Raw genomic sequence first — 22,090 nt, forward strand, 5'->3', positions numbered from 1 at the left:
CAACGATGAATATCTCACGCATTGAACAGCGCGTGCTGCACGTGCTGGCGCAGGGCGGCTATATCCGCCATTGGCGCGAAGACGGACGCATCACCGAAATCGAATGCTACACCCGCGAGGGCTATGTGCTCAGCGACTGCACCATGGCCGTGTTCCAGCAATTGCGACGAAAACGGCTGATCGAATCCCGCGCGGGCGGCCCCTATCGCATCTCGATGCAGGGGCGGCTGAATGTGCGGGCGCAGGCGAATAACAGGTGAAGAGAGGGGCCGGGGCGACCCGGCTCCTTTCATTTGGGGAGGGAAGGCTCCGCATTGGGGACGCGGGATAGGGGTAACCCCCACCCGACGTCAGGCTGCGATTTGCGCTTTGATCTGAGGGGAAGCGGTAGCCCTTCCTAATCTCATCATCGGTTTTTCGATCCATCGATAAACGAGGATGGAGGCGATGATGGAAAGAATAATGCCGGTCCACCGCACCAGCTCAGCGTGATCGTCCAGCGCGGGTCTTAGCAGCACGTTGGCGCGCCAGACCAAACGGAATACGAACCAGTGAACCAGATAAATGCTGAACGAGATTTCACCCAGATAGACCATGGCCCGCCATGCCTTTGCAGGCAGTTTCGGGAGCCGCTCGAACTTGAAGTTGATAAGCGCCAGACACAGCGTTGTGCTTGCAAGCGTATCTAAAGCCAGCCGCTCGATCTGACTGAGGGACCAATTTGTAGCCAGGACATAGGCAGATACGAGGAAGACAGCCATGGGAAACAGGCTTCCGGCGCGCCGCAGCGGTTCCCTGACGAGGAACAGCAGCATGCCGGCGGCAAACAGAAGTTGATAAGGGCTGGTCAGATGCAGGAGGAAGTGCGCTTTTTCTCCCTTAAGCAGTCCGTACAACCCGAAGGCCAGCAATGCTGCGACGATAAGTTCCAAACGGCGGGAAAACGCAAAGATAGCGACCGCCAGCAGATAAAAGACAATTTCGTGCTCAAGCGTCCACCCCACCTGATAAAAAGGTGCGTTTGGCGCAGGCATCGGGAGGATGAACAGAGAGGCGGCAATAAATTGCCATGAGGGGTCGGGCCGGTGAAACATTATCCCGCCCCAGATTTGCAGTACGAGCGCCGCCAGCGTTGCGATGATATAAAGCGGATAAATGCGCAAAATCCTGCGAGTCATGAAGACGCCGGGGCTGAAGCTTGGCGACGACAATGATTTGGCAATGATGAAGCCGCTGATGAGGAAGAACAGCCACACGCCGCCATATCCATATCTGGAGAAGAAAGGCAGCGGGAATTTCTGGTCGTTCGGTATCCAGTCGATCATCAGGTTGGAATGCCAAATCATAACAGAGATGGCTGCGAGAGCTCGCGCTACCTGTAGTCCTTCAATCTTATCCGTGGTTGCCACTGCGTTTCCCCTCTTATCGCCCGTTCCGCGCTACACTTGCACAGGCTCAATCGACCTCACAAGAGAGGAATTATCCTGGGAAATGTCCGGCAGGACAGGCGAGGCGCTGTCCTACCAGGATTTTCACTGAAAGCCAGCTGGTTACGGCCACTTCACCGCTGGCGGCATCGATGAGAGAATCGCATCGACATTGCCGCCGGTCTTCAGACCGAAGATCGTGCCGCGGTCATAGAGCAGGTTGAACTCGACATAGCGGCCGCGGCGGACGAGCTGTTCGTGCCGGTCTTCCGCCGTCCAGTCGAGGTTGAAGTTCTGCCGCACGATATGCGGATACATCACCAGGAAGCCGCGCCCGACATCGCGGGTGAAGGCGAAATCGGCGTCCCAGCCGCCGGCTTCCTCGGGCGAATGCAGCCAGTCGAAGAAAATGCCGCCGATGCCGCGCGGCTCGTTGCGGTGGGCCAGGAAGAAATATTCGTCGCACCATTGCTTCAGCTTGTCGTAATCGGCGACATGGGCGTGGCGGTCGCAGACGAGCTTGAATGCCTTGTGGAAGGCGATGCTATCAGGGTCTTCCTGCGTCCGGCGCCGGTCGAGCACGGGGGTCAGATCCGCGCCGCCGCCGAACCATTGGCGCGTGGTGACGACCATGCGCGTGTTCATATGCACGGCGGGGACGTTGGGGTTCTGCGGATGGGCGATGAGCGAAATGCCTGACGCCCAGAAGCGCGGGTCTTCGTCCGCGCCGGGAATTTGCGAACGGAATTCGGGGCTGAATTCGCCGAACACGGTCGAGACATGGACGCCGACCTTCTCGAAGACTCGGCCATACATCATCGACATCACGCCGCCGCCCTTGCCCTCGTCGCGCTGCCAGGGCGTGCGCACAAAACGGCCGGGCTCGCGGTCGGAAAGCGGGCCTTCGAGCTCGTCCTCGATCTGCTCGAAGGTCGCGCATATCTTGTCGCGCAGTTCCTCGAACCACGCCTTGGCGATGGCTTTCTTCTCTTCGAGGTTGGGGGGAAGGATGGCGGGAATATCGGGACGCTGCATTGGAAATTATATCCTTTTTTATGACTTTCTAACAAAATAATCGATATGCGGCAAAGGGATAAAGGCCGGCAGGGTTAACCGCGCCTGCGCATAAATGACTCGTATTTCGGGTTTTTCCACGCTAGGCTCAATCTAGGAAGGGTTAGTCAAGGGTTCGCCATGGTTGCCAATCTGCCCCGCCCGCCGCTCAACGGCCTGCGCAAGCGCCTGCGGGAAAGCCGCGCCCAGAAGGAGCGCCTGCCGCGCGACGGCTTCATCCGCGAGACATTCACCCTGCCGCGCCACGATGCCCGCGAAAAAGCGCGCGAATGGTTCACCCAGTTCCCCAAAGCCGCCTATTGGACCGAGATCGAAAGCTGGTGCGAACGCCCGGACGACGTGATCGAGTTTACCATGCGGCGGCTGCCGACGGCGGATTAGAGCCGTTCATGTTTGATGGAAGCACTTGGATGCTATTTGGCACCGTTGCTGTAGCGGAGCGGTCGAGGCATGGATTCCTGTGACAAGCACAGGAATGACGGGGTGGGGATATTTCTGCGCTATTGAGGGCCGCTCTTGCCAAGCGGAGAGGTCGGAGTATGGCCGCCAACAGCCAAGCATCCGTCATTCCTGTGCTTGTCACAGGAATCCATGCCTCAACAGCTGTGCTGCCCCAACGGCGAAGAATACGCGATCGTTTCCATCAAAAATTAAAATGCTCTCATATTTCTTTTGAGGACGTAAGGCGCGGCGCGCAATCGGATCGCGACTTGCCTTAGAGCGCTTCCTTTCCGACTGGAGCGCCGAAGTCCACTTCTTCGTGAAGATTGCCGGGCGTGATATCCGCCAGGAGTCCTTCAAGCCTCTCTTCCCGCTGGTCAAGCTGCCGCAGCGCCTCTCCCGCCGCCATCGCCGCCGTCAGCGCAAGGTTGAGGGAGCGGGCGTTTTTTACCATGGGGATCAGCAGCCGCGCGTCGGCGCTTTCATGCACATGGTCGGGGACCCCGGAGGATTCGCGACCGAACAGCAGCACATCGCCGGGCTTGAAGGCGAAGCGCGTGTAGGGTTCGGCGGCCTTGGTGGAGAACAACACCAGACGGCGGTTTTCGCGCTTGCGCCAATCCTCGAAATGCGCCCAGTCGAGATGGCGGGTGAGGGCAGCCTGCTCCAGATAATCCATCCCGGCGCGTTTCAATGCCCGGTCGGAAATGTCAAAGCCGGCGGGCTCGATCACGTCTACGGCTATGCCAAGGCAGGCCGCCATGCGCAGGATGGTGCCTGTGTTGCCAGGGATGTCGGGCTGGTAAAGGGCGATGTGGAGGGGCATGGCGGTGTTGTGGGACGTTAATTGAAGATGGGGCCAAACAGCGTTGGCGACAGGTTCGCGGCCACCTTCCCCCTTGCGGGGAAGGTGGCCGCGTTAGCGGACGGATGGGGGTGGTGACGTTTGCGCTTGCTTCGAAGACCGTAGCGCAAACGTCACCACCCCCACCCGACCCTTCGGGCCACTTGCCGGGGCGAGCCACGGGTCTCGCCCGTCCTTCGGACCCCCGCAAGGGGGAGGGAGGGCGCTAACCCGTCTGCGCTCGATCATCTGCACTGAAGTCTCTGCCCGCAGCTTTTCGGTCGAACACGGGCCTGGACGAGTTCATTCGCAGCCATAAGCCTGCCTCCAATCAGTGAACGACACTGTGATGCATCCGTCACAAAAGAGCAATGCGCGGGCCAATTCGGGCACAAACACTCGCCAAGTTCAACGGAATTGGCTATGCCGAGGCCCGATATTTGAGGTTTCGTCATGTTCCGCTGGTTCGAAGACAGAATATACGCCTATCCCGAGGCTGCGCTTGAAACGCCGCCGCGCACGCTCCTTGCGTTCTGCCTCTATTACACCAGGGGCATGCGGCTGTGGCTCGGGCTGATGGCGCTGGGGGCGGCGGCGATTGCCGTTCTTGAAGTGTCGCTGTTCGCATTCATGGGCAATATCGTCGACTGGCTCTCGCACCAGTCGCGCGAGACGTTCCTTGCCAATGAAGGCTGGCGGCTGGCGCTGATTGCGGGCGTGGTGCTGGTCCTGCTGCCGGGCGTGGTGCTCCTGCACAACCTCGTCATCCACCAGACCCTGCTCGGCAACTTCCCGATGCGCGTGCGCTGGATGATCCACCGCTATCTGATCCGCCAGTCGATGGCCTTTTTCCAGGACGAGTTCGCCGGGCGCGTCTCGACCAAGCTGATGCAGACGGCGCTGGCCGTGCGCGAGACGGCGATGAAGCTGCTCGACGTGCTCGTCTATGTCATCGTCTATTTCAGCGGCACACTCATCATCGCCGCCTCGGCGGACTGGCGGCTGATGGTGCCGTTCGTGCTGTGGCTGCTCAGCTATATCGGGCTCTTACGCTTTTTCATCCCGCGCCTGCGCGTCATCTCCGAGGAGCAGGCGAATGCGCGCTCGAGCATGACGGGCCGGATCGTCGACAGCTACACCAATATCGCCACGGTCAAGCTCTTCTCCCATTCCAGACGGGAGGAAGACTATGCCCGCGAGAGCCTCGAGGATTTTCAGGATACCGTCAACAAGCAAATGCGGCTGGTGACGAAGTTCTCCTTCTCGCTCTATTTCATGAACTGCCTGTTGCTGTTCGCGGTCGGTGCTGTCGGCATCGCGCTGTGGCTGGGCGAGGCTGTGGCCATAGGCGCGGTTGCTGTCGGCATCGGCCTGGTGATCCGGCTTAACGGCATGTCGCAATGGATCATGTGGGAAATGTCGGCGCTGTTCGAGAATATCGGCACGGTGGAGGACGGCATGAGCACGATCGCCCAGCCGCATCTCATCACCGACGCGCCGGGCGCCCCCGCGCTCCATGTCAACAAGGGCGAGATCGTCTATGACCACGTCCGCTTCCATTACGGCAAGGACAAGGGCGTGATGGACGATCTGTCGCTGACGATCAAGCCGGGTGAGAAGGTGGGTCTTGTCGGGCGCTCGGGCGCGGGCAAGTCGACGCTCGTCAATTTGCTGCTGCGGTTCTACGATGTGGAGGGCGGGCGCATCCTCATCGACGGGCAGGATATTGCCAAGGTGACGCAGGATTCCTTGCGCGCCAATATCGCCATGGTGACGCAGGACACCTCGCTCCTCCACCGCTCCGTGCGCGACAACATTCTCTATGGCCGTCCCGATGCCACGGAGGAGATGATGCTGGAGGCGGTGAAGCGCGCGGAGGCGGGCGATTTCATCCAGTCGCTGACCGATCCGAAGGGACGCCGCGGCTTCGACGCGCATGTGGGCGAGCGGGGCGTTAAGCTCTCGGGCGGCCAGCGCCAGCGCATCGCCATCGCCCGGGTGATCCTGAAGGACGCGCCCATTCTCATTCTCGACGAGGCGACCTCCGCGCTCGATTCCGAGGTGGAAGCGGCGATCCAGGACAATCTCTATCGCCTGATGGAGGGCAAGACCGTCATCGCCATCGCGCACCGTCTCTCCACCATCGCCGCGCTCGACCGGCTGATCGTGATGGACAAAGGCCGCATCGTGGAGGACGGCACCCATGAGGCGCTTATCGCCAAGGGCGGAATTTATGCCGGGCTTTGGGCAAGGCAGTCGGGCGGGTTCCTGGGGTTTGACGATGAGGCGCAGGGGGAGGCGGCGGCGGAATAGGCGGCAAATTTTGTTTTGCTGGCGCCGTACGGCGCTCTCCTCCGTCCTCCTGAGCTTGTCGAAGAGCTGGCCGGGTTCGCACCCTCCTTCCCCCTTGCGGGGAAGGTGGCCGCGTTAGCGGACGGATGGGGGTGGTGACGTTTGCGCTTGCTTCGAAGAATGTAGCGTACGCGTCACCACCCCCACCCGACCCTTCGGGCCACTTGCCGGGGCGAGCCACGGGTCTCGCCCGTCCTTCGGACCCCCGCAAGGGGGAGGGAAGGCGCGCGTCCGGCCAGCCCTTCGCCAAGCTCAGGAGGACAGCGGGGGACATAGAGGCACCTGCGTTTCTGACACGACAACCATACTCCCCTATTCCCTTACTCCCTTATTCCCTTAAATTATTGGGTATGAACGCCATTTACCGCCTTTTCGAGCGCTGGGTCGATCCTTTCCGCAAGACGGACGATCTCCGTCCGCCCGGCACGATCATCCGGTTCCTGTGGCATTATGGCCGGCAGGCGAAAGGGCCGCTGGCGCTGGCGCTTGTCGTCGGCGGGCTGATGCCGCTGGTGGAGGCGGGGCTGTTCTATTTCATGGGGCGGCTGGTCGATCTTCTGAACGAGACGCCCGACCGGAGCTGGGATGCGCTCGTCGCCAAGGCCGGTCCGGAACTCATTTTCATGGCGGTGACGGTCCTCTTCATCCGCCTCGCCGTCACCATGCTGAACACGCTTCTCGACTGGCAGACGCTGACGTCAGGTTTTTACAATCTGATCCGCTGGCAGGCCAATGCGCATGTGCTGCGCCAGTCCTATGCCTTCTTCCAGAACGATTTCGCGGGGCGCATCGCCACCAAGGTGTGGCAGGCGGGGCAGGCGGCGGGCGATTTCATTCTCGATTTCATCCAGACCGTCTGGTTCATGCTGATCTACAGCGTCACGACGCTGGTGTTGATCGGTCGCCTCGACTGGCGGCTGGCGGCCATCGTCATGCTGTGGATCGCGGCGTTCGGGCTCATCGCGCGCCATTATCTGCCGGTGATCCGTCGGCATTCCGAGGCGGCGTCCGAAGCAGGCTCCATGATCAATGGCCGCATTGTCGACAGCTATTCCAACATCCAGACGATCAAGCTCAATACGCCCGATGCGGACGAAGCCTATTTGCGCGAAGGGTTCGATCGCTATCTCGGCATCCTCTTGCCGTTCTACCGTTCCCTGACGGGCGTGCGCGTGGCGCTGACGGCGCTTTCGGGCCTTATGATCGTGGCCGTGGCGGCGTTCTCCATCGATCTGTGGACGCAAAACCTTATGACGGTCGGGGAGCTTTCCTTCACGCTCGGGCTGGTGCTGCGGCTCAACATGCTGCTGCAGCAATTGATGAACCGCCTCAACGGCATGCTGCGGGAGCTGGGCGTGATCGAGAACTCCATGCGCCTCGTCGCCGCGCCGCTGGGGCTGGAGGACCGGCCGGGCGCAAAGCCGCTGAAGGTGAAAAAGGGCGCGATCAAGGTGGAGCACGTCACCTTCCATTATGGCAAGGAGGGCGGGGTGCTCGACGATATCAGCCTCTCCATCAAGGGGGGCGAGCGCGTCGGCCTTGTGGGACATTCGGGGGCGGGCAAGACGACGCTGATCAATCTGATCCTGCGGCTGTTTGATGTGGAAAAGGGCCGCATCCTCATCGACGGGCAGGACATACGCGACGTCACCCAGGTCTCGCTGCGGCAGGCCTTCGCGGTGGTGAGCCAGGAGACCGCGCTGCTGCACCGCTCGCTCAGGGACAATATCCTGATTGCGCGCAGCGATGCGACGGAAGAGGAACTGCTCGCCGCCGCGCGCCAAGCGGAAGCGGAGGAATTCATCGCGTCGCTGGAGGATTTCAAGGGGCGCAAGGCGCTGGAAGCCTTTGTCGGCGAGCGCGGGGTGAAGCTCTCCGGTGGACAGCGTCAGCGCATCGCCATCGCCCGCGCGATCCTCAAGAACGCGCCGATCCTCATCCTCGACGAGGCGACCTCGGCGCTCGATTCAGAGGTGGAGGCGTCGATCCAGGAGAATTTGCGCCGCCTGATGGAAGGCAAGACCGTCATCGCCATCGCCCACCGCCTCTCCACCATCGCCCAGCTCGACCGGCTGATCGTGATGGACCATGGGCGGATCGTGGAGGAGGGCATGCATGAAGAGTTGCTGGCACGGGGAGGGATTTATGCGGGGCTGTGGGCACGGCAATCGGGCGGGTTTATTGGGAGGGGTGGGTAGGCCGCGCGCCTTCTTCCCCCTGGCGGGAAGATCCGCGTTAGCGGGACGGCTGGGATGGTGACGTGGTGGTGAATCGTGTGTCGGAACCGGCCTCATTTCTTCATATGGGATTGAATAATATCGATATTGTTTGAGCCAGCGCAGTTATCGATCCCGTATTATATGGCAGCGCCGCCGGCCTTGCTGTCCGAGTCGCGCGTTTTCCTTAAGAATAGCCTGCGACATCGTGCCGTCCCACCGTTCCGCCGTCTGGACAAGCTTCCGTATCACGCCTAGAAAACCTCGCAACATGCCGGGGGAATCCGTCGGCCCATTCGCCATGGGCCGTTCTCATGAGGGGGTGCGGAACCCCGCGGGAGTGAAGGAAAGGATGGGTCTCGTGAGCGCACACGATACGGCGGAGCCGACACGGCGTGATTTTCTCTATATAGCGACCGGAATGGCGGGGGCTGTCGGGGCGGCCGGCCTGGCCTGGCCCTTCATCGACCAGATGCAACCGGATGCCTCCACGCTGGCGGCGGCCTCGATCGAGGTGGATATCTCCTCGGTCACCGAGGGCATGTCGCTGACGGTCAAGTGGCGCGGCAAGCCGATCGTCATCCGCAACCGCACGCCGAAGGAAGTCGAGGATGCGGCCAATACGCCGATCTCCGCCCTGAAGGATCCGATTGCGCGCAACGCCAACCTGCCTTCCGACGCGCAGGCGACCGACCTTGACCGCTCCGCCGGCAAGGGCAAGGAAAACTGGCTCATCATGATCAATGTGTGCACCCATCTCGGCTGCATTCCGCTGGGCGAGCAGGGGGAATATGGCGGCTGGTTCTGCCCGTGCCATGGCTCGACCTACGATACGTCCGGGCGCATCCGCTCAGGTCCGGCGCCGGAGAATATGCACATTCCGCCGTATGCGTTTATTTCAGATACGCACATTAAAATCGGCTAATGTAGGGCTTTGGGGAGACACAATATGAGTGGCGGACATTCCACCTATACGCCGAGCACCGGCATCGAAAAATGGATAGACGCAAGGCTGCCGCTGCCGCGCCTCGTCTATGATTCCTTCATTGCCTATCCGGTTCCGCGCAATCTGAATTATGCCTATACGTTTGGCGGAATTCTGGCGATCATGCTGGTTTCGCAGATTTTGACCGGCGTGGTGCTGGCCATGCACTATGCAGCCAACTCCGGTATCGCGTTCAACTCGGTCGAAAAGATCATGCGCGATGTCAATTATGGCTGGCTGCTGCGCTACATGCACGCCAATGGCGCGTCGATGTTCTTCATCGCGGTTTATGTCCACATCATGCGCGGCCTTTACTACGGCTCCTACAAGGCGCCGCGCGAGCTGCTGTGGATTTTGGGCGTGATCATCTATCTCCTGATGATGGCGACGGCGTTCATGGGCTATGTGCTGCCCTGGGGCCAGATGTCCTTCTGGGGCGCGACCGTGATCACCGGCTTCTTCACCGCCTTCCCCGTTATCGGCGACCCGATCCAGCAATTGCTGCTGGGCGGCTTTGCGGTGGACAATCCGACGCTCAACCGCTTCTTCTCGCTGCACTATCTGCTGCCGTTCATGATTGCGGGCGTCGTCATCCTGCACGTCTGGGCGCTGCATGTGACCGGCCAGACGAACCCGACCGGCATCGAGGTGAAGACGAAGACGGACACAGTGCCGTTCACGCCCTATGCGACCGTCAAGGACGGCTTCGCCATGGTGCTGTTCTTCATTCTCTTCGCCTATTTCATCTTCTACCTGCCGAACTATCTCGGCCATCCTGACAATTACATTCCGGCCAATTCCATGAAGACGCCGGCGCACATCGTTCCGGAATGGTACTTCCTGCCGTTCTACGCGATGCTGCGCGCCATCACCTTCAATATCGGGCCGATCGACTCCAAGCTTGGCGGCGTGCTCACCATGTTCGGCTCGATCGCCATCCTGTTCCTGGTGCCGTGGCTCGATACGTCCAAGGTGCGCTCTGCGGTCTACCGCCCGTGGTACAGGCTGTTCTTCTGGCTGTTCGTAGCCAATGCCATCCTGCTCGGCTGGCTCGGCTCGCGCCCGGCGGAGGGTGTCTATGTCGCCATGGCGCAGGTCGCCACGCTCTATTACTTCGCGTTCTTCCTGATCATCATGCCGGTTCTCGGCCTGATCGAGATGCCGAAGCGGCTGCCGAACTCGATCACCGAAGCGGTGCTGGAGAAGAACAAGGGCGCCGGGGCTGTATCATCACCGGTCCAGGCTTGAGCGACGAGAGAGATAAGGACTGTCCCATGAAAACGATCCTCACCGGTCTCGCCACGCTCGGCCTGGGCTTCATGCTTGCCGTCGGCGGTGCTTTCGCAGAAGGCGAAGAGCACAATGCGGCGGAGCCGACGCATTTCCCCATTCAGAAGCCAACGCAGGAAGATTGGTCCTTCGCGGGCCCCTTCGGCACCTATGACAAGGGGCAGCTGCAGCGCGGCCTCAAGGTCTACAAGGAAGTTTGCGCCAACTGCCATTCGATGAGCCTGGTGGCGTTCCGCTCCCTGACCGAGCTTGGCTATACCGAAGACCAGGTCAAGGCCTTCGCCGCCGAGTATGAAGTCCAGGACGGACCGAACGACAGCGGCGAAATGTTCACCCGCAAGGGCATTCCGACCGACTATTTCCCGTCTCCATTCCCGAACGAACAGGCGGCGGCGGCTTCGAACAATGGCGCGGCGCCGCCGGACCTTTCGCTGATCGCCAAGGCGCGCGCGGTGGAGCGCGGCTTTCCGACCTTTATCTTCGACATCTTCACGCAATATGCCGAAGGGGGGCCGGACTATATCCATGCGCTTCTGACCGGCTATGGCCATACGCCACCGGAGGGGATGCAGATCCCCGAGGGCACGCATTACAACCCGTATTTCATCGCCGGCAAGTCGCTGGCCATGCCGAAGCCGATCGAAGACGGGCAGGTGACCTATGACGACGGGGCGCCGCAGACGGTGGACCAATATTCGCGCGACGTCTCGGCTTTCCTGATGTGGGCCGCTGAGCCGCATCTGGAAGCGCGCAAGCAGACCGGCTTCCGCGTGATGGTGTTCCTGGTGCTCTTCGCCGGGATGGTCTATCTCGTTAAGCGCCGTGTCTGGGCGAATGTTCCGCACTAACAGTCGGGTCGCGTGATCTCATCTGAAAAGTCTATAACTTTTCGGGATCATGCCAGACTTAAATCCTGTATATGAATCATGGGAAGGGGCGCCGGTGGCGCCCTTTTCTTTGGGGCGATATGATTTGCGTCCGATGGCGACGCTATGAAAGGAAACACGATGGACCCGGTGCTGCGCGAGACATTGAAAGATTCCATCCGCACGATCCCGGATTATCCGAAACCCGGCATCATGTTCCGGGATATCACCACGCTGCTGGGCGATGCGCGAGCATTCCGGCGGGCCGTGGATGAGCTCGTCTATCCCTATGCAGGAGCCAAGGTGGATAAGGTGGCCGGCATCGAAGCCCGCGGCTTTATCCTTGGCGGCGCGGTGGCGCATCAGCTTTCGGCCGGTTTCGTGCCGATCCGCAAAAAGGGCAAGCTGCCGCATGATACGGTGCGCATCGCTTACAGCCTCGAATATGGCATCGACGAAATGGAAATGCATCGCGACGCCATCGCGCCGGGCGACAAGGTCATTCTGATCGATGATCTCATCGCCACCGGCGGCACGGCGGAAGCCGCGGCCAAGCTGCTTCAACAGATGGGCGCGGACATCGTCGCCGCCTGCTTCATCATCGACCTGCCGGACCTTGGAGGCCGCAAGAAACTGGAAGCGCTTGGTGTGACGGTGCGGACGCTGGTGGCGTTCGAGGGGAAGTGAGGCATAGGATCGGTCGAAGAGATTGGGGGATTGAAAAAGACCTGCAGGTGAGATCACATATAATGGGGTTGTAACGGCAAGCCGGGGGGCTTTGATATGGCAGGTGCATTTGATACACTTGGATACAGCCATCAATTACGCAAGGATGGCTTCACGCAAGAACAGGCCGATGCACTGTCTTTTGCCGCACGGGATTACATCATGCCGGAGCTTGCCACAAGGAGCGACTTGCAGGCGGTAGAGACTGCATTGCGGAGCGACTTGCAGGCTTTGCGAGGCGAATTGTAAGCGACGGAAACCGCGCTTCGGCATGAGATACAGTCTGTCCGGTCAGAATTTAAAAGCGAGTTGAAAACCACGGAGTCTACGTTGCGGGCTTCGATAGACGCTCTTTCGCTCAAGACAGATGCACAAATGCTGAAGATGACCGTTATTACGGGCGGGATTGTTACCGCCGCTGTCGGCATTATACTGGCTGCAATCCCGCTTATTGTGAAATAATCATCACACCTTCACCAAGGCCGCGCTATCGAACTCCAGCACCTTCACGCCATCCTGGTTGAAGGCCTCTGAATGCATGGTCAGCATCGACCAGCCGGGACGGGAGGCGAGGGGGCGGATTGCCTTGATGGTACGCTTATAGGTGACGGTGTCGCCGGCATAGACCGGTTTCAGCCATTTCAGGTTCTCGAAGCCGGGCGAGGGGCCGAAGACGGGGAGCGGTTCGCCGTGCGCATAGGCCTCTTTCAGCGCTTCTCCTATGGACTGCACATTGAGTTTCATCCAGACGGCGGTGGTGTGCCAGCCGGAGGCGCAGAGGGCGCCGAAATGGCTGTTCCTGGCTGCTTCCGGGTCGATGTGAAAGGGCTGCGGGTCGTAGAGCGTGGCGAAGCGGATGATGTCCTCGGCGCTGAATGTATAGCTGCCGATGGTCTGTTCGACGCCGATCTGTTCTTCCAGAAGGCTCATCGCGCGTGCTCCATGGTTGCGCTTTGCGGGTCGCGCAGCAGGAACATGGCGGCGTGCTGCACCTCACAGACGCTTTCGCCGCGCTGGTTGAGCAATTCATGATGCAGCGTGACGAGACCGAGACCGGGCTTCGAGCGGGAGAGGCGGCGGTCAACGACCCTAGTCGTGCCGGTGAGTGTGTCGCCCGCCAGCACCGGCTTTTTCCATTTGGCGAAATCCACGCCGGGTGCGCCTTGCGAGGTGGAGCCGGTGATATAGGCGTCGCACATCATGCGCATCAGCATGGAAAGGGTGTGCCAGCCGGAAGCGGCGAGGCCGCCAAGGATGCTTGCCTTTCCGGCGGCCTCGTCGAGGTGGAAGGGCTGGGGATCGAACTCGCGGGCGAAGGCGACGATCTCGTCCGCCGTCACCTGCTTCGGTCCGAGCGGCAGTTCCAGCCCTACCGTGAAGTCCTCATAGGCATAGTGCTTTACAGCCATATTCCGCCTCCTCCCACGGCTTGATGGGTCAGGTATTGAACCTGAACAGCATCACATCGCCGTCCTGTACGACATATTCCTTGCCTTCGTCACGGGCCTTGCCGGCCTCCTTCGCCGCGACTTCGCCGCCGAGCGTGACATAGTCCTGATAGGCGATGGTCTGGGCGCGGATGAAGCCGCGTTCGAAATCGGTGTGGATGACGCCCGCCGCCTGCGGGGCTTTGGTGCCGCGCTGAACCGTCCAGGCGCGGGTTTCCTTGGGGCCGGCGGTGAAATAGGTGATGAGGTCGAGAAGCTTGTAGCCGGCGCGGATCAGCCGGTCGAGGCCGGGTTCCTCAAGGCCCATGGCGCCCAGATATTCCTTGGCTTCCTCATCGGCAAGCTGCGCCACTTCCGCCTCGATGGCGGCGGAAATGATGACGGTTTCCGCGCCCTGCTCCTTCGCCATGGCCGCGACGGCCTCGGTGTGCGCATTGCCCTTGGCCGCGTCGCCTTCGGCGACGTTGCAGACATACAGTACGGGCTTGGAGGTCAGGAGGTTCAGCCCCTGCAGGATGGTGAGGTCTTCCGGAGCGATGCCCTTCAGCAGCATACGTACCGGCTTGCCATTCTGGAGCAGTTCCAGCGCCTGCTCCATCATCGGCAGGACGGTCATCGCTTCCTTGTCCTTGCCGGTGGCGCGCTTGCGGATCTGCACGATGCGGCGTTCGAGGCTCTCGAGGTCGGAGAGCATGAGCTCGGTCTCGACCGTCTCGGCGTCGGATACCGGATCGATGCGGCCTTCGACATGGGTGATGTCGTCATCTTCGAAGCAGCGCAGCACATGGACGATGGCGTCCACTTCGCGGATATTGGCGAGGAACTGGTTGCCGAGGCCTTCGCCCTTCGACGCGCCGCGCACGAGACCGGCAATGTCGACGAAGGAAATGCGCGTCGGGATGATGTTCTGCGACTTGGCGATGCCCGCAATCGCCTTCATGCGCGGATCGGGTACCGCTACTTCGCCGGTGTTCGGCTCGATGGTGCAGAAGGGATAATTCGCGGCCTGTGCCGCCGCCGTCTTGGTCAGCGCGTTGAAAAGCGTCGATTTGCCGACATTCGGCAGGCCGACAATGCCGCATTTGAAGCCCATCTTGTCCGTTCCTTGTCTTTTGTTTTAGCCGCATGATCTTGTCCGAAAAGTCTGCAACTTTTTGCTGACGCTGACCTTCGGTTCGGGACCATGCTTTAAGCGAGAATTTTGTCCGCTGTGTGCAGGAAAGGGTTGATGATCGTCAAGCCTTCAATTGCTTGGCCGTCCTGCATATCCTCGGAAAGGAAGTATCGGCATTTCAGGTCAATCGCGGAGGCGAGGAGCAGGCAGTCCCACCAGGAGTAGGATGTAGTCAGGCGTAACCGGCGGGCTAACATAGCGATATCTTCAGAGATCGGCGCGGTTCCCAAGGGGCGCAATTCATCAATGGCGACGAATACTTCGTGCGTTGTCAAATCCTTTCGCTTCCGCAGAAGGACATGCGTCATTTCATTCAGAACTTGCAGATTGGTACAGTCACGTTGGGCGCTAGCCAAAAACCGTAGCCATGCGATGGCTCTCTCGACTTTCGGCGTTATCTCTTTCTGACGTGCATAAAGAAGAACATTCGCGTCAATGAAGCAATCAGCGCTCATTGCGCTCTTCCGACGTAGGCATACGTCCGTCGGTCAGGACATCCCATCTAGGGCCTGCGAGGAAGCGCTCTATCGCTTCCAATTGAAGATTGGAGGCTTTATGCGCGATAGGCTTTGCCACTGTCCGCTCTTCCAGTGTTTCTGCAATGAAACGTGACATGCTCTTGCCCGCCTTGGCGGCACGGGCGCGAAGTTTCCGCTCCAACTCGTCATTCAGGGAAATAGTAACGTTCTTCATCGTGACCTCACGAAAACCTTAACGCAGGGCATTACGTTCCTCGGAGGTAGGCATGCGACCGTTTTCCGTTACATCCCACATCGGACCGCTGTAAATTCTTTGCAACGCTTCACGTTGCCGGCGACGACGCTCATTGCCATCCAAATGTTGGTTTTCCGCCTGCAATTTTTCCTTGCCTGCGTCAGCAAGATAGCTGGAAATGCTTTTCCCCGCATTGGCGGCAGCTTCGCTGATGCGCTGCGCCAATTCGTCATCCATGGAGATTGTGATCTTCTTCATCGCAGCCTCGCAAACACGCGAAATTCGTGTATTCGTAAGATACGGGCGCTAAAGTTGAACGTCAATCTTTCTTGCCGAACAGCTTCTTCAGCATGTCGGCCATAGGGCCGCTCTCGGGAATATTGACTGCCGGCTTGGCCGGGCGGGCCTGGCGGATGTGGCTTTGCGCCTTGGGCTCAGCCTGTTTGCGTGCGTTCCGCTCGCCGCCGCCCATGGCCAGGGTGATGCGGCTCATGAAGCCGTTGTCGTCGCCCTTCACCAGCAGATCGGCGTTGTCGGCCAGTGCGCCGAGCAGCGGGTCCAGCCATTCGCTGTCCGCCTTGGCGAAATCGCCGAGCACGTAATTATGCACCAGCTCCTTCGCGCCGGGATGGCCGATGCCGAGGCGTACCCGGCGGTACTCCTTGCCGCAATGGGCGTCGATGGATTTGATGCCGTTGTGGCCGCCCGAGCCGCCGCCGGTCTTGACGCGCAGCTTGGCCGGGGGGAGGTCGAGCTCGTCATAGATGACGATGAGATCGGCCGGGGAAAGCTTGTAGAAGCGCATGGCCTCGCCGACCGACTGGCCGGAAAGGTTCATAAATGTCTGCGGCTTGATGAGGATAGCTTTTTCGCCACCGATGATGCCATCGGCGATCTCGGCCTGGAATTTCTTCTGCCAGGGCGAAAAGGAAAAGCGGCGGTGTATTTCATCCGCCGCCATGAAACCGATATTGTGTCGGTTTTTCGCATAGCGGGGGCCCGGATTGCCAAGTCCTGCGATGAGCAGCATGGTTCGAGCCCCCTAAAATTTAGAAGACGATTACTCGCCTTCCTTCTCTTCCGTCGCGGCTTCCGCAGCAGCTTCCGCATTTTCCTCAGACTTGAGGCCAGCCGGAGCAGCGATGGTCGCGATGGTGAAGTCGCGATCCTGAATGACCGGCGTCACGCCTTGCGGCAGCTTCACCGCCGAGATGTGGACGGAATCGCCAAGGTCGAGACCGGTCAGGTCGACTTCGATGAAATCGGGGATCGCGTTGGCCGGAACGGTCGCTTCGATGTCGTGGCGCACGATGTTGAGCACGCCGCCGCGCTTGATGCCCGGAGCCGCTTCGTCATTGATAAAGTGCACGGGGATGTTGACGTGGACGACCGACTTCTCCGACACGCGCAGGAAATCGACATGGATCGGGAAATCCTTGACCGGATCGAGCTGGTAGTCCTTCGGCAGAACCTGATATTTCTTGCCGTCGACATCGATCGTGGCGATCGTCGTCTTAAAGCCGCCGCCGTGAATCTTGTAGTAAATGTCCTTGTAGGACAGGGCGATGGAGACAGGTTCCTGCTTGTCACCATAAATGACGGCAGGCACTTTACCGTTGCGCCGAAGTTCCCGGGCGGACCCCTTACCGACCCGTTCGCGCGCCTCGGCCTTGAGCTCGTATGGCTTGCTCATGGCATTTCCTTTCGAGGTTGTATGGAGAGACTTTCCAATTGGGAAAGCATGGAACGACCGGAACCGCCCCATTCCGTGTTGCCTCCAAGGGTGTCTACACGGATGGCGGCTCTATAACGGAAAGGCAGCAAGCGCGCAAGTTAGGGTGACCGGTCAATCCTTCCGGAAAGTCCTGATATGGTCGACCAGAGCCCGCAGCTTCAATGGCTGCCGGTGCCGGCGGGGATAATAGAGATAGAAGCCGGCGAAGGGGGAACAGAATTCCTCCAGAAGGGGAACCAGTTCGCCGCGCTTGAAGTAGGGCTCGAAGGTCTCGTACATGCCGAAGGTGATGCCCGCGCCGGAAAGGCCCATGCGGACCATCATGCCCATATCGTTGGTCGTCATCTCCGGGTCGACGGCGATGTCGAAATCGCGGCCGTTCTCGGTGAATTCCCACCGATAGGGCGCCGCGTCCGGCCTTGGCCTCCAGCCGATGCAGATATGGTCCAAGAGGTCGCGCGGATGTTCCGGCGCGCCATGGCGGGCAAGATAGTCCGGCGAGGCCACCGGGCCTTGCCGCTGTTCCCGCGAGACGGGAATGGCGATCATGTCCTGCTCGATCACTTCGCCCAGCCGGACGCCGGCGTCGAAGCCCTCCTCGACGATATCGAACTCCTCATCGGTGATCGTAATGTCCAGCCTGATATCCGGGTAAGCAGCCATGAAACCCGCCAGAAGCGGGCCAGATATGAAGCGCTCCGCGATGGATGAGGAGGCGATACGGAGCAGCCCGGTCGGGCGGGCCTGCATATCGCGGACGGCCTGCACGGCTTCCAGCACATCGCCCGCGGCGGGCCGCACCAGTTCAAGAAAAAGCTCTCCTGCCTCGGTCAGCCGGACGCTGCGGGTGGTGCGCTGCACGAGTGCCACGCCGATCCGGTCCTCCAGACGCTGCAGTGCCTGGCTTACGGCGGAGCGGGTAACGCCAAGCCGCTCGCCCGCCACGCGGAAATTCCGCGCCGCCGCGACCGCCAGAAATACCGAAACGCCTTCGAAATCGTCCATCATTGGTTAGAGATACTAACCAGCCTATCGTGGATTGGCAAGTAGATCGCGCCAGAGGAGGGGCCTATGTTTTCTCTCACAGGACGCGGCGATGGAGCGCCGGGTCCGGAACGACAATCAGGAGATCGAAGATGACAAAGCCCTTAGCCACACTTGTAGCCGTCGCCCTGCTCGGACAATCGGCCGGCGCGGAAGAAACCAATGCCTCGGCCGAACACCCCTATGTCGGCATGTGGGTGACCGATGACGGCCATGTCCGCCACGAGCTTCTGCCCAACGGCCGCTATGACGAAGCGCGCGGCAGGCGGGAAAGCGCCTATCAGGGCCGATACGAGGTGACCGGCACCCATATCGAATATTGGGACGACACCGGCTTTACCGCCGACGGCGATTTCGTGGACCTGAACACCCTTCACCACGGCGGCATGATCCTGCGCCGCCGGTAATTCTTAGCAAATCCAGACAATCAAGGAACATCGCCATGAACAAGATCTTTCTCACCGCAGTCGCGTTTGCTTTGAGCGCAGGCGCCGCATTTGCGGAAAACCCTTCCGTCGGTACGCCCGATAACCTCTATGCGGGCGAGAGCACGCCTCGCGCGCAGCAGAATGTCGACTACACCGCCCCGGCTTCGACCGGCACCGTCAAGCAGACGAACCCTGCTGCCCGCCGCTTCGGCGACGCTTCGCCCGCGAACCAGCAGTAACACCCAATTCATCAAGGAGACCAATATGCAGGGAATTGCAGGAAAAGTCGTCGCCATCACTGGCGCAAGCAGCGGTATCGGCGAGGCCACGGCCCGTGTTCTAGCAGCCGCCGGGGCGCATGTGGTGATCGGCGCGCGCCGGGCCGACCGGCTGCAGCGTCTGGCCGATGAGATCGGCGCAAATGGCGGATCGGCCCGCGCCAAGTCACTGGACGTGACGCAGCGCGCGGATATGGCCGCCTTCGCCCGCTACGCCCATGAGGAGTTCGGCAGGCTGGATGTTCTCGTCAACAATGCGGGCATCATGCCGCTGTCGCCGCTTGAAGCCCTCAAGGTGGATGAGTGGGACAGGATGGTGGATGTCAACATCAAGGGCGTGCTTTACGGGATCGCCGCGGCGCTGCCGCTGATGAATGCCCAGGGTCACGGGCAGATCGTCAATCTTTCCTCCATCGGCGGGCATCGGGTTTGGCCGACCTGCGCGGTCTATAGCGCCACCAAATTCGCGGTGCGGGCGATCTCGGACGGGCTGCGGCAAGAGACGGACCGTATCCGCGTCACGGTGATCTCACCGGGAACGACGGCTTCGGAACTGGCCGATACGATCACCGATCCCGGCTCGCAGGAAGCAATGGTCGCGTTTCGCGCCATCACGATCAGCGCCGAGGCCGTGGCCAACGCCATCGCCTATGCGATCGGGCAGCCGGAAGATGTCGATGTGAGCGAGGTTGTCATCCGTCCCACGGCGAGCCCGCATTGAGCTTGTATGCGCGCTTCTGGCATCTGGCGGGTATGGAATATACCCGCCAGATGCCCATGCCGGAGCTGGATTACGGCTTGAGAATGTATCTCGTATCGGCGCTACCGTTCCATGCTTCTGCAATGGCGGAAAGGGAGACGCTTTCGAAGGGCGTGTCGAAACCGGCTTCCCGGGCAGCCGCGAGGACCTCGCCCGCGCCAGCGAGAAGATCGGTGACGGCCACGCTGCCGATGCCGCTGCCCATCAGTTCAAGCCCTGAACTGCGCAGCATATCGCCGCGGATGAGAATTTCGTCGCCTGCCATGGTTCCGAGTTGAACATAACGCAGCCTCGGCTCGCCGGTTCTGGAGCCTCGATTCCTGGTTGCCGCCCGCAGCACGCGGCTGGCCGGCTCGCCCCAGACGAAATCGAGAACGACGTTGACACCTTGGTCGAACTGATCCCGAAGCGCGATGTCCGCATCCTCACCGAGCGGGATTTTAACATCGGCATCAAGACGGTCGAGCTTTGACTTATCGCGGCCAACAGCGATGATCTTGCTGGCGCCAAGGTGCCTTGCGGTCTGAACAGCCATGCTGCCCGATGAACCGGTCGCGCCTGTTATCAGCACCGTCTCGCCCTTCACGAGCCTGGCGCGACGGGTGAACGCCACCCAGGAGGCCAATGCGCCGGTGACGATGGCGGCGGCACGGTCGGCGGCAAGCTCGTCCGGCACAGGGGTGGTCATGGCGCGAAAGGCAAGAGATTGCTCGGCCATGGAGCCGAACGGCGCCTTCGGGAAGAGGAAGTAAACCCGTTTTCCCTCAGCGTCGATCCCGACCCCGTCCACTCCTGGCACGAACCCTGCCGTTGGGCCGCTCGCATAGTGCTTGCCGGCGGCGAGCGCCTTGACGATTGGGCTTAGAGCCGCAGCTTCGACGGTTATGATGGTTTCCCCATCGCCAGCTTCAGGCTCCTTGAAATCCTGAAACGATGGGGGCGTGCCGAATGAACCGATCACGGCAGCTTTCATTGTTCTCAACTCCGTCTTTACATTCAATAACCCTCTTGTAGGCAAAATGATTTGCACGATCTATATGCGTAAATCCGTAATTTGTTCGCAATCGTACAGGTGCTGTTTGGATGACCCGCTTTCAGAAATGCTCGCCCTCCTGAAACCCGAAAGCTATATCACCGCGGGCTTTGATGCAGGCGGGTCTTGGGCGCTGCTCCTGGACGACCTAGCCGGACGAATAAAATGCTATGCGGTGCTGAGAGGTGAGTGCTGGCTCGCCATGGAGGGCTTCGAAGCCGTGCAGCTTAAAGCGGGGGAGTGCTTCGTCCTACCCACTGGCCGTCCGGCTGTTATTGCGAGCGACCTCAACGCTGAGCCGAAACGCGCGAGCGAGACGCTTGCGCCAGACCGAAGCGGAGGGACGGTCGTCTACAATGGGGGAGGGGATGTCTTTCTGGTTGGCAGCCGGTTTGAAGTCAATGGCCGCCATGCAGAGCTTATGCTGCAGGCGCTTCCATCGCTGATTCGCGTTGAGGCATCGGACGACCGGGCAAAACTCAGGCTTTTCATTGAGTTGATGATGAATGAGTTGCGCGAGCCGAGACCGGGCGCTTTTCATATCGCGCAGAACCTGTCGCATATGATGCTCGCCCAGGCGTTGCGGCTGTTTCTGGAGAATGCGCCCGAGGGCACGGTTGGCTGGTTCACGGCGCTCGCCGACCCCCGGCTGGCGCTATCCATAAGGGCGATCCATTCCAACCCCTCGCGTCCCTGGACTTTGGAGGAACTGGCGCGGATAGCCGGGATGTCCCGCACCAGCTTTGCCAATCATTTCCGGGACCGTGTCGGCGAGACGCCGATTTCCTACCTGGCGCGCTGGCGTATGATGACGGCCGCAGCGAAGCTGGTGGAAGGCCGGGAGACGATGGCAGATATTTCGGCTTCGCTTGGATACGCATCCGAGCAGGCCTTCAACACGGCTTTTAAGCGCATTATGGGCCAGTCGCCCCGACAATATGCAAAGGCAGAACGGCTGCGGGCCATGTCGCGATAGCTAGCCGCCCCGTGAAAATATCGAAGCGGGGCGTAGCGTGACAGCGTGAGTCTACGTTTCTTTCCTTCACAGGCTGCGAGTTGGTCGAGGGTTATGCCCCAGCCCTCGTAAAAGCCCTGTTCCTCAGCTTGCGATTGGTGCCTCGCGCCAGCGATAGAATATTTCACACCCGCACCTTGTTGTGGGTTTCGCGATAGAAAAGGCGCATCGGCGGATAGGGGGGTGCTAAAGGAAGCGTGACGTGTTTTAACCCGTTGGCGTTGCGGCGGATGATTCCCG

General features: G+C 60.4%; 25 protein-coding genes and 1 pseudogene. 13 read left to right on the forward strand and 13 right to left on the reverse strand.

Features of this window, described 5'->3' with window-relative positions:
• Window positions 1-5: 5 nt before the first annotated feature.
• Window positions 6-260 (forward strand): YjhX family toxin, encoded by a 255-nt coding sequence (locus ACOWVG_RS12640; protein ID WP_420962895.1) that lies wholly within the window; start codon window positions 6-8, stop codon window positions 258-260.
• A gap of 90 nt (window positions 261-350) precedes the next feature.
• On the opposite strand, the gene ACOWVG_RS12645 is transcribed toward ACOWVG_RS12640, so the two are convergent.
• Complete coding sequence (locus tag ACOWVG_RS12645) at window positions 351-1,409, reverse strand: acyltransferase family protein (protein ID WP_420962585.1); 1,059 nt, start codon at window positions 1,407-1,409, stop codon at window positions 351-353.
• Between the two features lie 141 nt (window positions 1,410-1,550).
• Complete coding sequence (gene hemF, locus ACOWVG_RS12650; RefSeq protein WP_420962586.1) at window positions 1,551-2,462, reverse strand: oxygen-dependent coproporphyrinogen oxidase; 912 nt, start codon at window positions 2,460-2,462, stop codon at window positions 1,551-1,553.
• 159 nt (window positions 2,463-2,621) lie between these two features.
• On the opposite strand from hemF, the gene ACOWVG_RS12655 reads away from it, so the two are divergent.
• Window positions 2,622-2,882 (forward strand): hypothetical protein, encoded by a 261-nt coding sequence (locus tag ACOWVG_RS12655; RefSeq protein WP_420962587.1) that lies wholly within the window; start codon window positions 2,622-2,624, stop codon window positions 2,880-2,882.
• A gap of 412 nt (window positions 2,883-3,294) precedes the next feature.
• Here the strand turns inward: ACOWVG_RS12655 and ACOWVG_RS12660 are convergent.
• A pseudogene (locus ACOWVG_RS12660) lies at window positions 3,295-3,768 on the reverse strand (tRNA (cytidine(34)-2'-O)-methyltransferase); the annotation flags it as partial.
• 471 nt (window positions 3,769-4,239) lie between these two features.
• Between ACOWVG_RS12660 and ACOWVG_RS12665 the strand changes: the two are divergent.
• The 7 genes from ACOWVG_RS12665 (at window position 4,240) to ACOWVG_RS12695 (ending at window position 12,470) form a co-directional block, all read left to right on the forward strand.
• Entirely contained in the window at window positions 4,240-6,099 is a 1,860-nt protein-coding gene (locus tag ACOWVG_RS12665) for an ABC transporter ATP-binding protein (protein ID WP_420962588.1), read from the forward strand.
• A 389-nt stretch (window positions 6,100-6,488) separates the two neighbouring features.
• Window positions 6,489-8,336 (forward strand): ABC transporter ATP-binding protein, encoded by a 1,848-nt coding sequence (locus tag ACOWVG_RS12670; RefSeq protein ID WP_420962589.1) that lies wholly within the window; start codon window positions 6,489-6,491, stop codon window positions 8,334-8,336.
• A gap of 379 nt (window positions 8,337-8,715) precedes the next feature.
• Window positions 8,716-9,279 carry a ubiquinol-cytochrome c reductase iron-sulfur subunit gene (gene petA / locus ACOWVG_RS12675; RefSeq protein ID WP_420962590.1) on the forward strand — a complete coding sequence of 188 codons (564 nt, stop codon included), beginning with the start codon at window positions 8,716-8,718 and terminating at the stop codon, window positions 9,277-9,279.
• 24 nt (window positions 9,280-9,303) lie between these two features.
• Complete coding sequence (locus tag ACOWVG_RS12680; protein ID WP_420962591.1) at window positions 9,304-10,587, forward strand: cytochrome b; 1,284 nt, start codon at window positions 9,304-9,306, stop codon at window positions 10,585-10,587.
• Window positions 10,588-10,613: 26 nt separating this feature from the next.
• On the forward strand, window positions 10,614-11,477 hold the full coding sequence (locus ACOWVG_RS12685; protein WP_420962592.1) for a cytochrome c1: 864 nt from the start codon (window positions 10,614-10,616) through the stop codon (window positions 11,475-11,477).
• 159 nt (window positions 11,478-11,636) lie between these two features.
• Window positions 11,637-12,182: an adenine phosphoribosyltransferase gene (locus ACOWVG_RS12690; RefSeq protein ID WP_420962896.1), complete on the forward strand. Its 546-nt coding sequence runs from the start codon at window positions 11,637-11,639 to the stop codon at window positions 12,180-12,182.
• 96 nt (window positions 12,183-12,278) lie between these two features.
• Window positions 12,279-12,470, forward strand: a complete 192-nt coding sequence (locus tag ACOWVG_RS12695; RefSeq protein ID WP_420962593.1) for a hypothetical protein — start codon at window positions 12,279-12,281, stop codon at window positions 12,468-12,470.
• Window positions 12,471-12,686: 216 nt separating this feature from the next.
• On the opposite strand, the gene ACOWVG_RS12700 is transcribed toward ACOWVG_RS12695, so the two are convergent.
• The 9 genes from ACOWVG_RS12700 to ACOWVG_RS12740 all read right to left on the reverse strand — a co-directional run bounded on the left by ACOWVG_RS12700 (window position 12,687) and on the right by ACOWVG_RS12740 (window position 18,300).
• Window positions 12,687-13,151 carry a MaoC family dehydratase gene (locus ACOWVG_RS12700; protein WP_420962594.1) on the reverse strand — a complete coding sequence of 155 codons (465 nt, stop codon included), beginning with the start codon at window positions 13,149-13,151 and terminating at the stop codon, window positions 12,687-12,689.
• Complete coding sequence (locus ACOWVG_RS12705) at window positions 13,148-13,630, reverse strand: MaoC family dehydratase (RefSeq protein WP_420962595.1); 483 nt, start codon at window positions 13,628-13,630, stop codon at window positions 13,148-13,150. Before ACOWVG_RS12705 ends, ACOWVG_RS12700 begins: the two co-directional genes overlap by 4 nt.
• A gap of 28 nt (window positions 13,631-13,658) precedes the next feature.
• Window positions 13,659-14,762, reverse strand: coding sequence for a redox-regulated ATPase YchF (ychF, locus tag ACOWVG_RS12710; protein ID WP_420962596.1), 1,104 nt, complete (start codon window positions 14,760-14,762; stop codon window positions 13,659-13,661).
• 95 nt (window positions 14,763-14,857) lie between these two features.
• Window positions 14,858-15,298, reverse strand: a complete 441-nt coding sequence (locus ACOWVG_RS12715) for a PIN domain-containing protein (protein WP_420962597.1) — start codon at window positions 15,296-15,298, stop codon at window positions 14,858-14,860.
• Window positions 15,288-15,536 carry a hypothetical protein gene (locus ACOWVG_RS12720; RefSeq protein ID WP_420962598.1) on the reverse strand — a complete coding sequence of 83 codons (249 nt, stop codon included), beginning with the start codon at window positions 15,534-15,536 and terminating at the stop codon, window positions 15,288-15,290. The genes ACOWVG_RS12715 and ACOWVG_RS12720 overlap by 11 nt, the downstream gene beginning before the upstream one ends.
• A gap of 18 nt (window positions 15,537-15,554) precedes the next feature.
• Entirely contained in the window at window positions 15,555-15,815 is a 261-nt protein-coding gene (locus tag ACOWVG_RS12725) for a hypothetical protein (protein ID WP_420962599.1), read from the reverse strand.
• Between the two features lie 61 nt (window positions 15,816-15,876).
• Window positions 15,877-16,587 carry an aminoacyl-tRNA hydrolase gene (pth, locus tag ACOWVG_RS12730; RefSeq protein WP_420962600.1) on the reverse strand — a complete coding sequence of 237 codons (711 nt, stop codon included), beginning with the start codon at window positions 16,585-16,587 and terminating at the stop codon, window positions 15,877-15,879.
• Between the two features lie 30 nt (window positions 16,588-16,617).
• Window positions 16,618-17,250 carry a 50S ribosomal protein L25/general stress protein Ctc gene (locus ACOWVG_RS12735; RefSeq protein ID WP_420962601.1) on the reverse strand — a complete coding sequence of 211 codons (633 nt, stop codon included), beginning with the start codon at window positions 17,248-17,250 and terminating at the stop codon, window positions 16,618-16,620.
• A gap of 153 nt (window positions 17,251-17,403) precedes the next feature.
• Window positions 17,404-18,300, reverse strand: coding sequence for a LysR family transcriptional regulator (locus tag ACOWVG_RS12740; protein ID WP_420962602.1), 897 nt, complete (start codon window positions 18,298-18,300; stop codon window positions 17,404-17,406).
• A 128-nt stretch (window positions 18,301-18,428) separates the two neighbouring features.
• Here ACOWVG_RS12740 and ACOWVG_RS12745 point away from each other — a divergent pair, with 128 nt between their 5' ends.
• Genes ACOWVG_RS12745 through ACOWVG_RS12755 form a run of 3 tightly spaced genes read left to right on the forward strand, consistent with a single transcriptional unit; the run spans window position 18,429 to window position 19,763 of the window.
• Complete coding sequence (locus ACOWVG_RS12745; RefSeq protein WP_420962603.1) at window positions 18,429-18,743, forward strand: Atu4866 domain-containing protein; 315 nt, start codon at window positions 18,429-18,431, stop codon at window positions 18,741-18,743.
• Window positions 18,744-18,778: 35 nt separating this feature from the next.
• On the forward strand, window positions 18,779-19,003 hold the full coding sequence (locus ACOWVG_RS12750; protein ID WP_420962604.1) for a hypothetical protein: 225 nt from the start codon (window positions 18,779-18,781) through the stop codon (window positions 19,001-19,003).
• Between the two features lie 25 nt (window positions 19,004-19,028).
• Window positions 19,029-19,763 carry an SDR family oxidoreductase gene (locus ACOWVG_RS12755; protein ID WP_420962605.1) on the forward strand — a complete coding sequence of 245 codons (735 nt, stop codon included), beginning with the start codon at window positions 19,029-19,031 and terminating at the stop codon, window positions 19,761-19,763.
• Between the two features lie 70 nt (window positions 19,764-19,833).
• On the opposite strand, the gene ACOWVG_RS12760 is transcribed toward ACOWVG_RS12755, so the two are convergent.
• On the reverse strand, window positions 19,834-20,775 hold the full coding sequence (locus tag ACOWVG_RS12760) for a quinone oxidoreductase family protein (protein WP_420962606.1): 942 nt from the start codon (window positions 20,773-20,775) through the stop codon (window positions 19,834-19,836).
• On the opposite strand from ACOWVG_RS12760, the gene ACOWVG_RS12765 reads away from it, so the two are divergent.
• Window positions 20,744-21,811 (forward strand): AraC family transcriptional regulator, encoded by a 1,068-nt coding sequence (locus ACOWVG_RS12765; protein ID WP_420962607.1) that lies wholly within the window; start codon window positions 20,744-20,746, stop codon window positions 21,809-21,811. The two genes, ACOWVG_RS12760 and ACOWVG_RS12765, sit on opposite strands and share 32 nt — an antisense overlap.
• Window positions 21,812-22,090 lie beyond the last annotated feature (279 nt).

Origin of the sequence: Brucella sp. IR073 (assembly GCF_049065735.1) — a bacterium.
Classification (GTDB): domain Bacteria; phylum Pseudomonadota; class Alphaproteobacteria; order Rhizobiales; family Rhizobiaceae; genus Paramesorhizobium.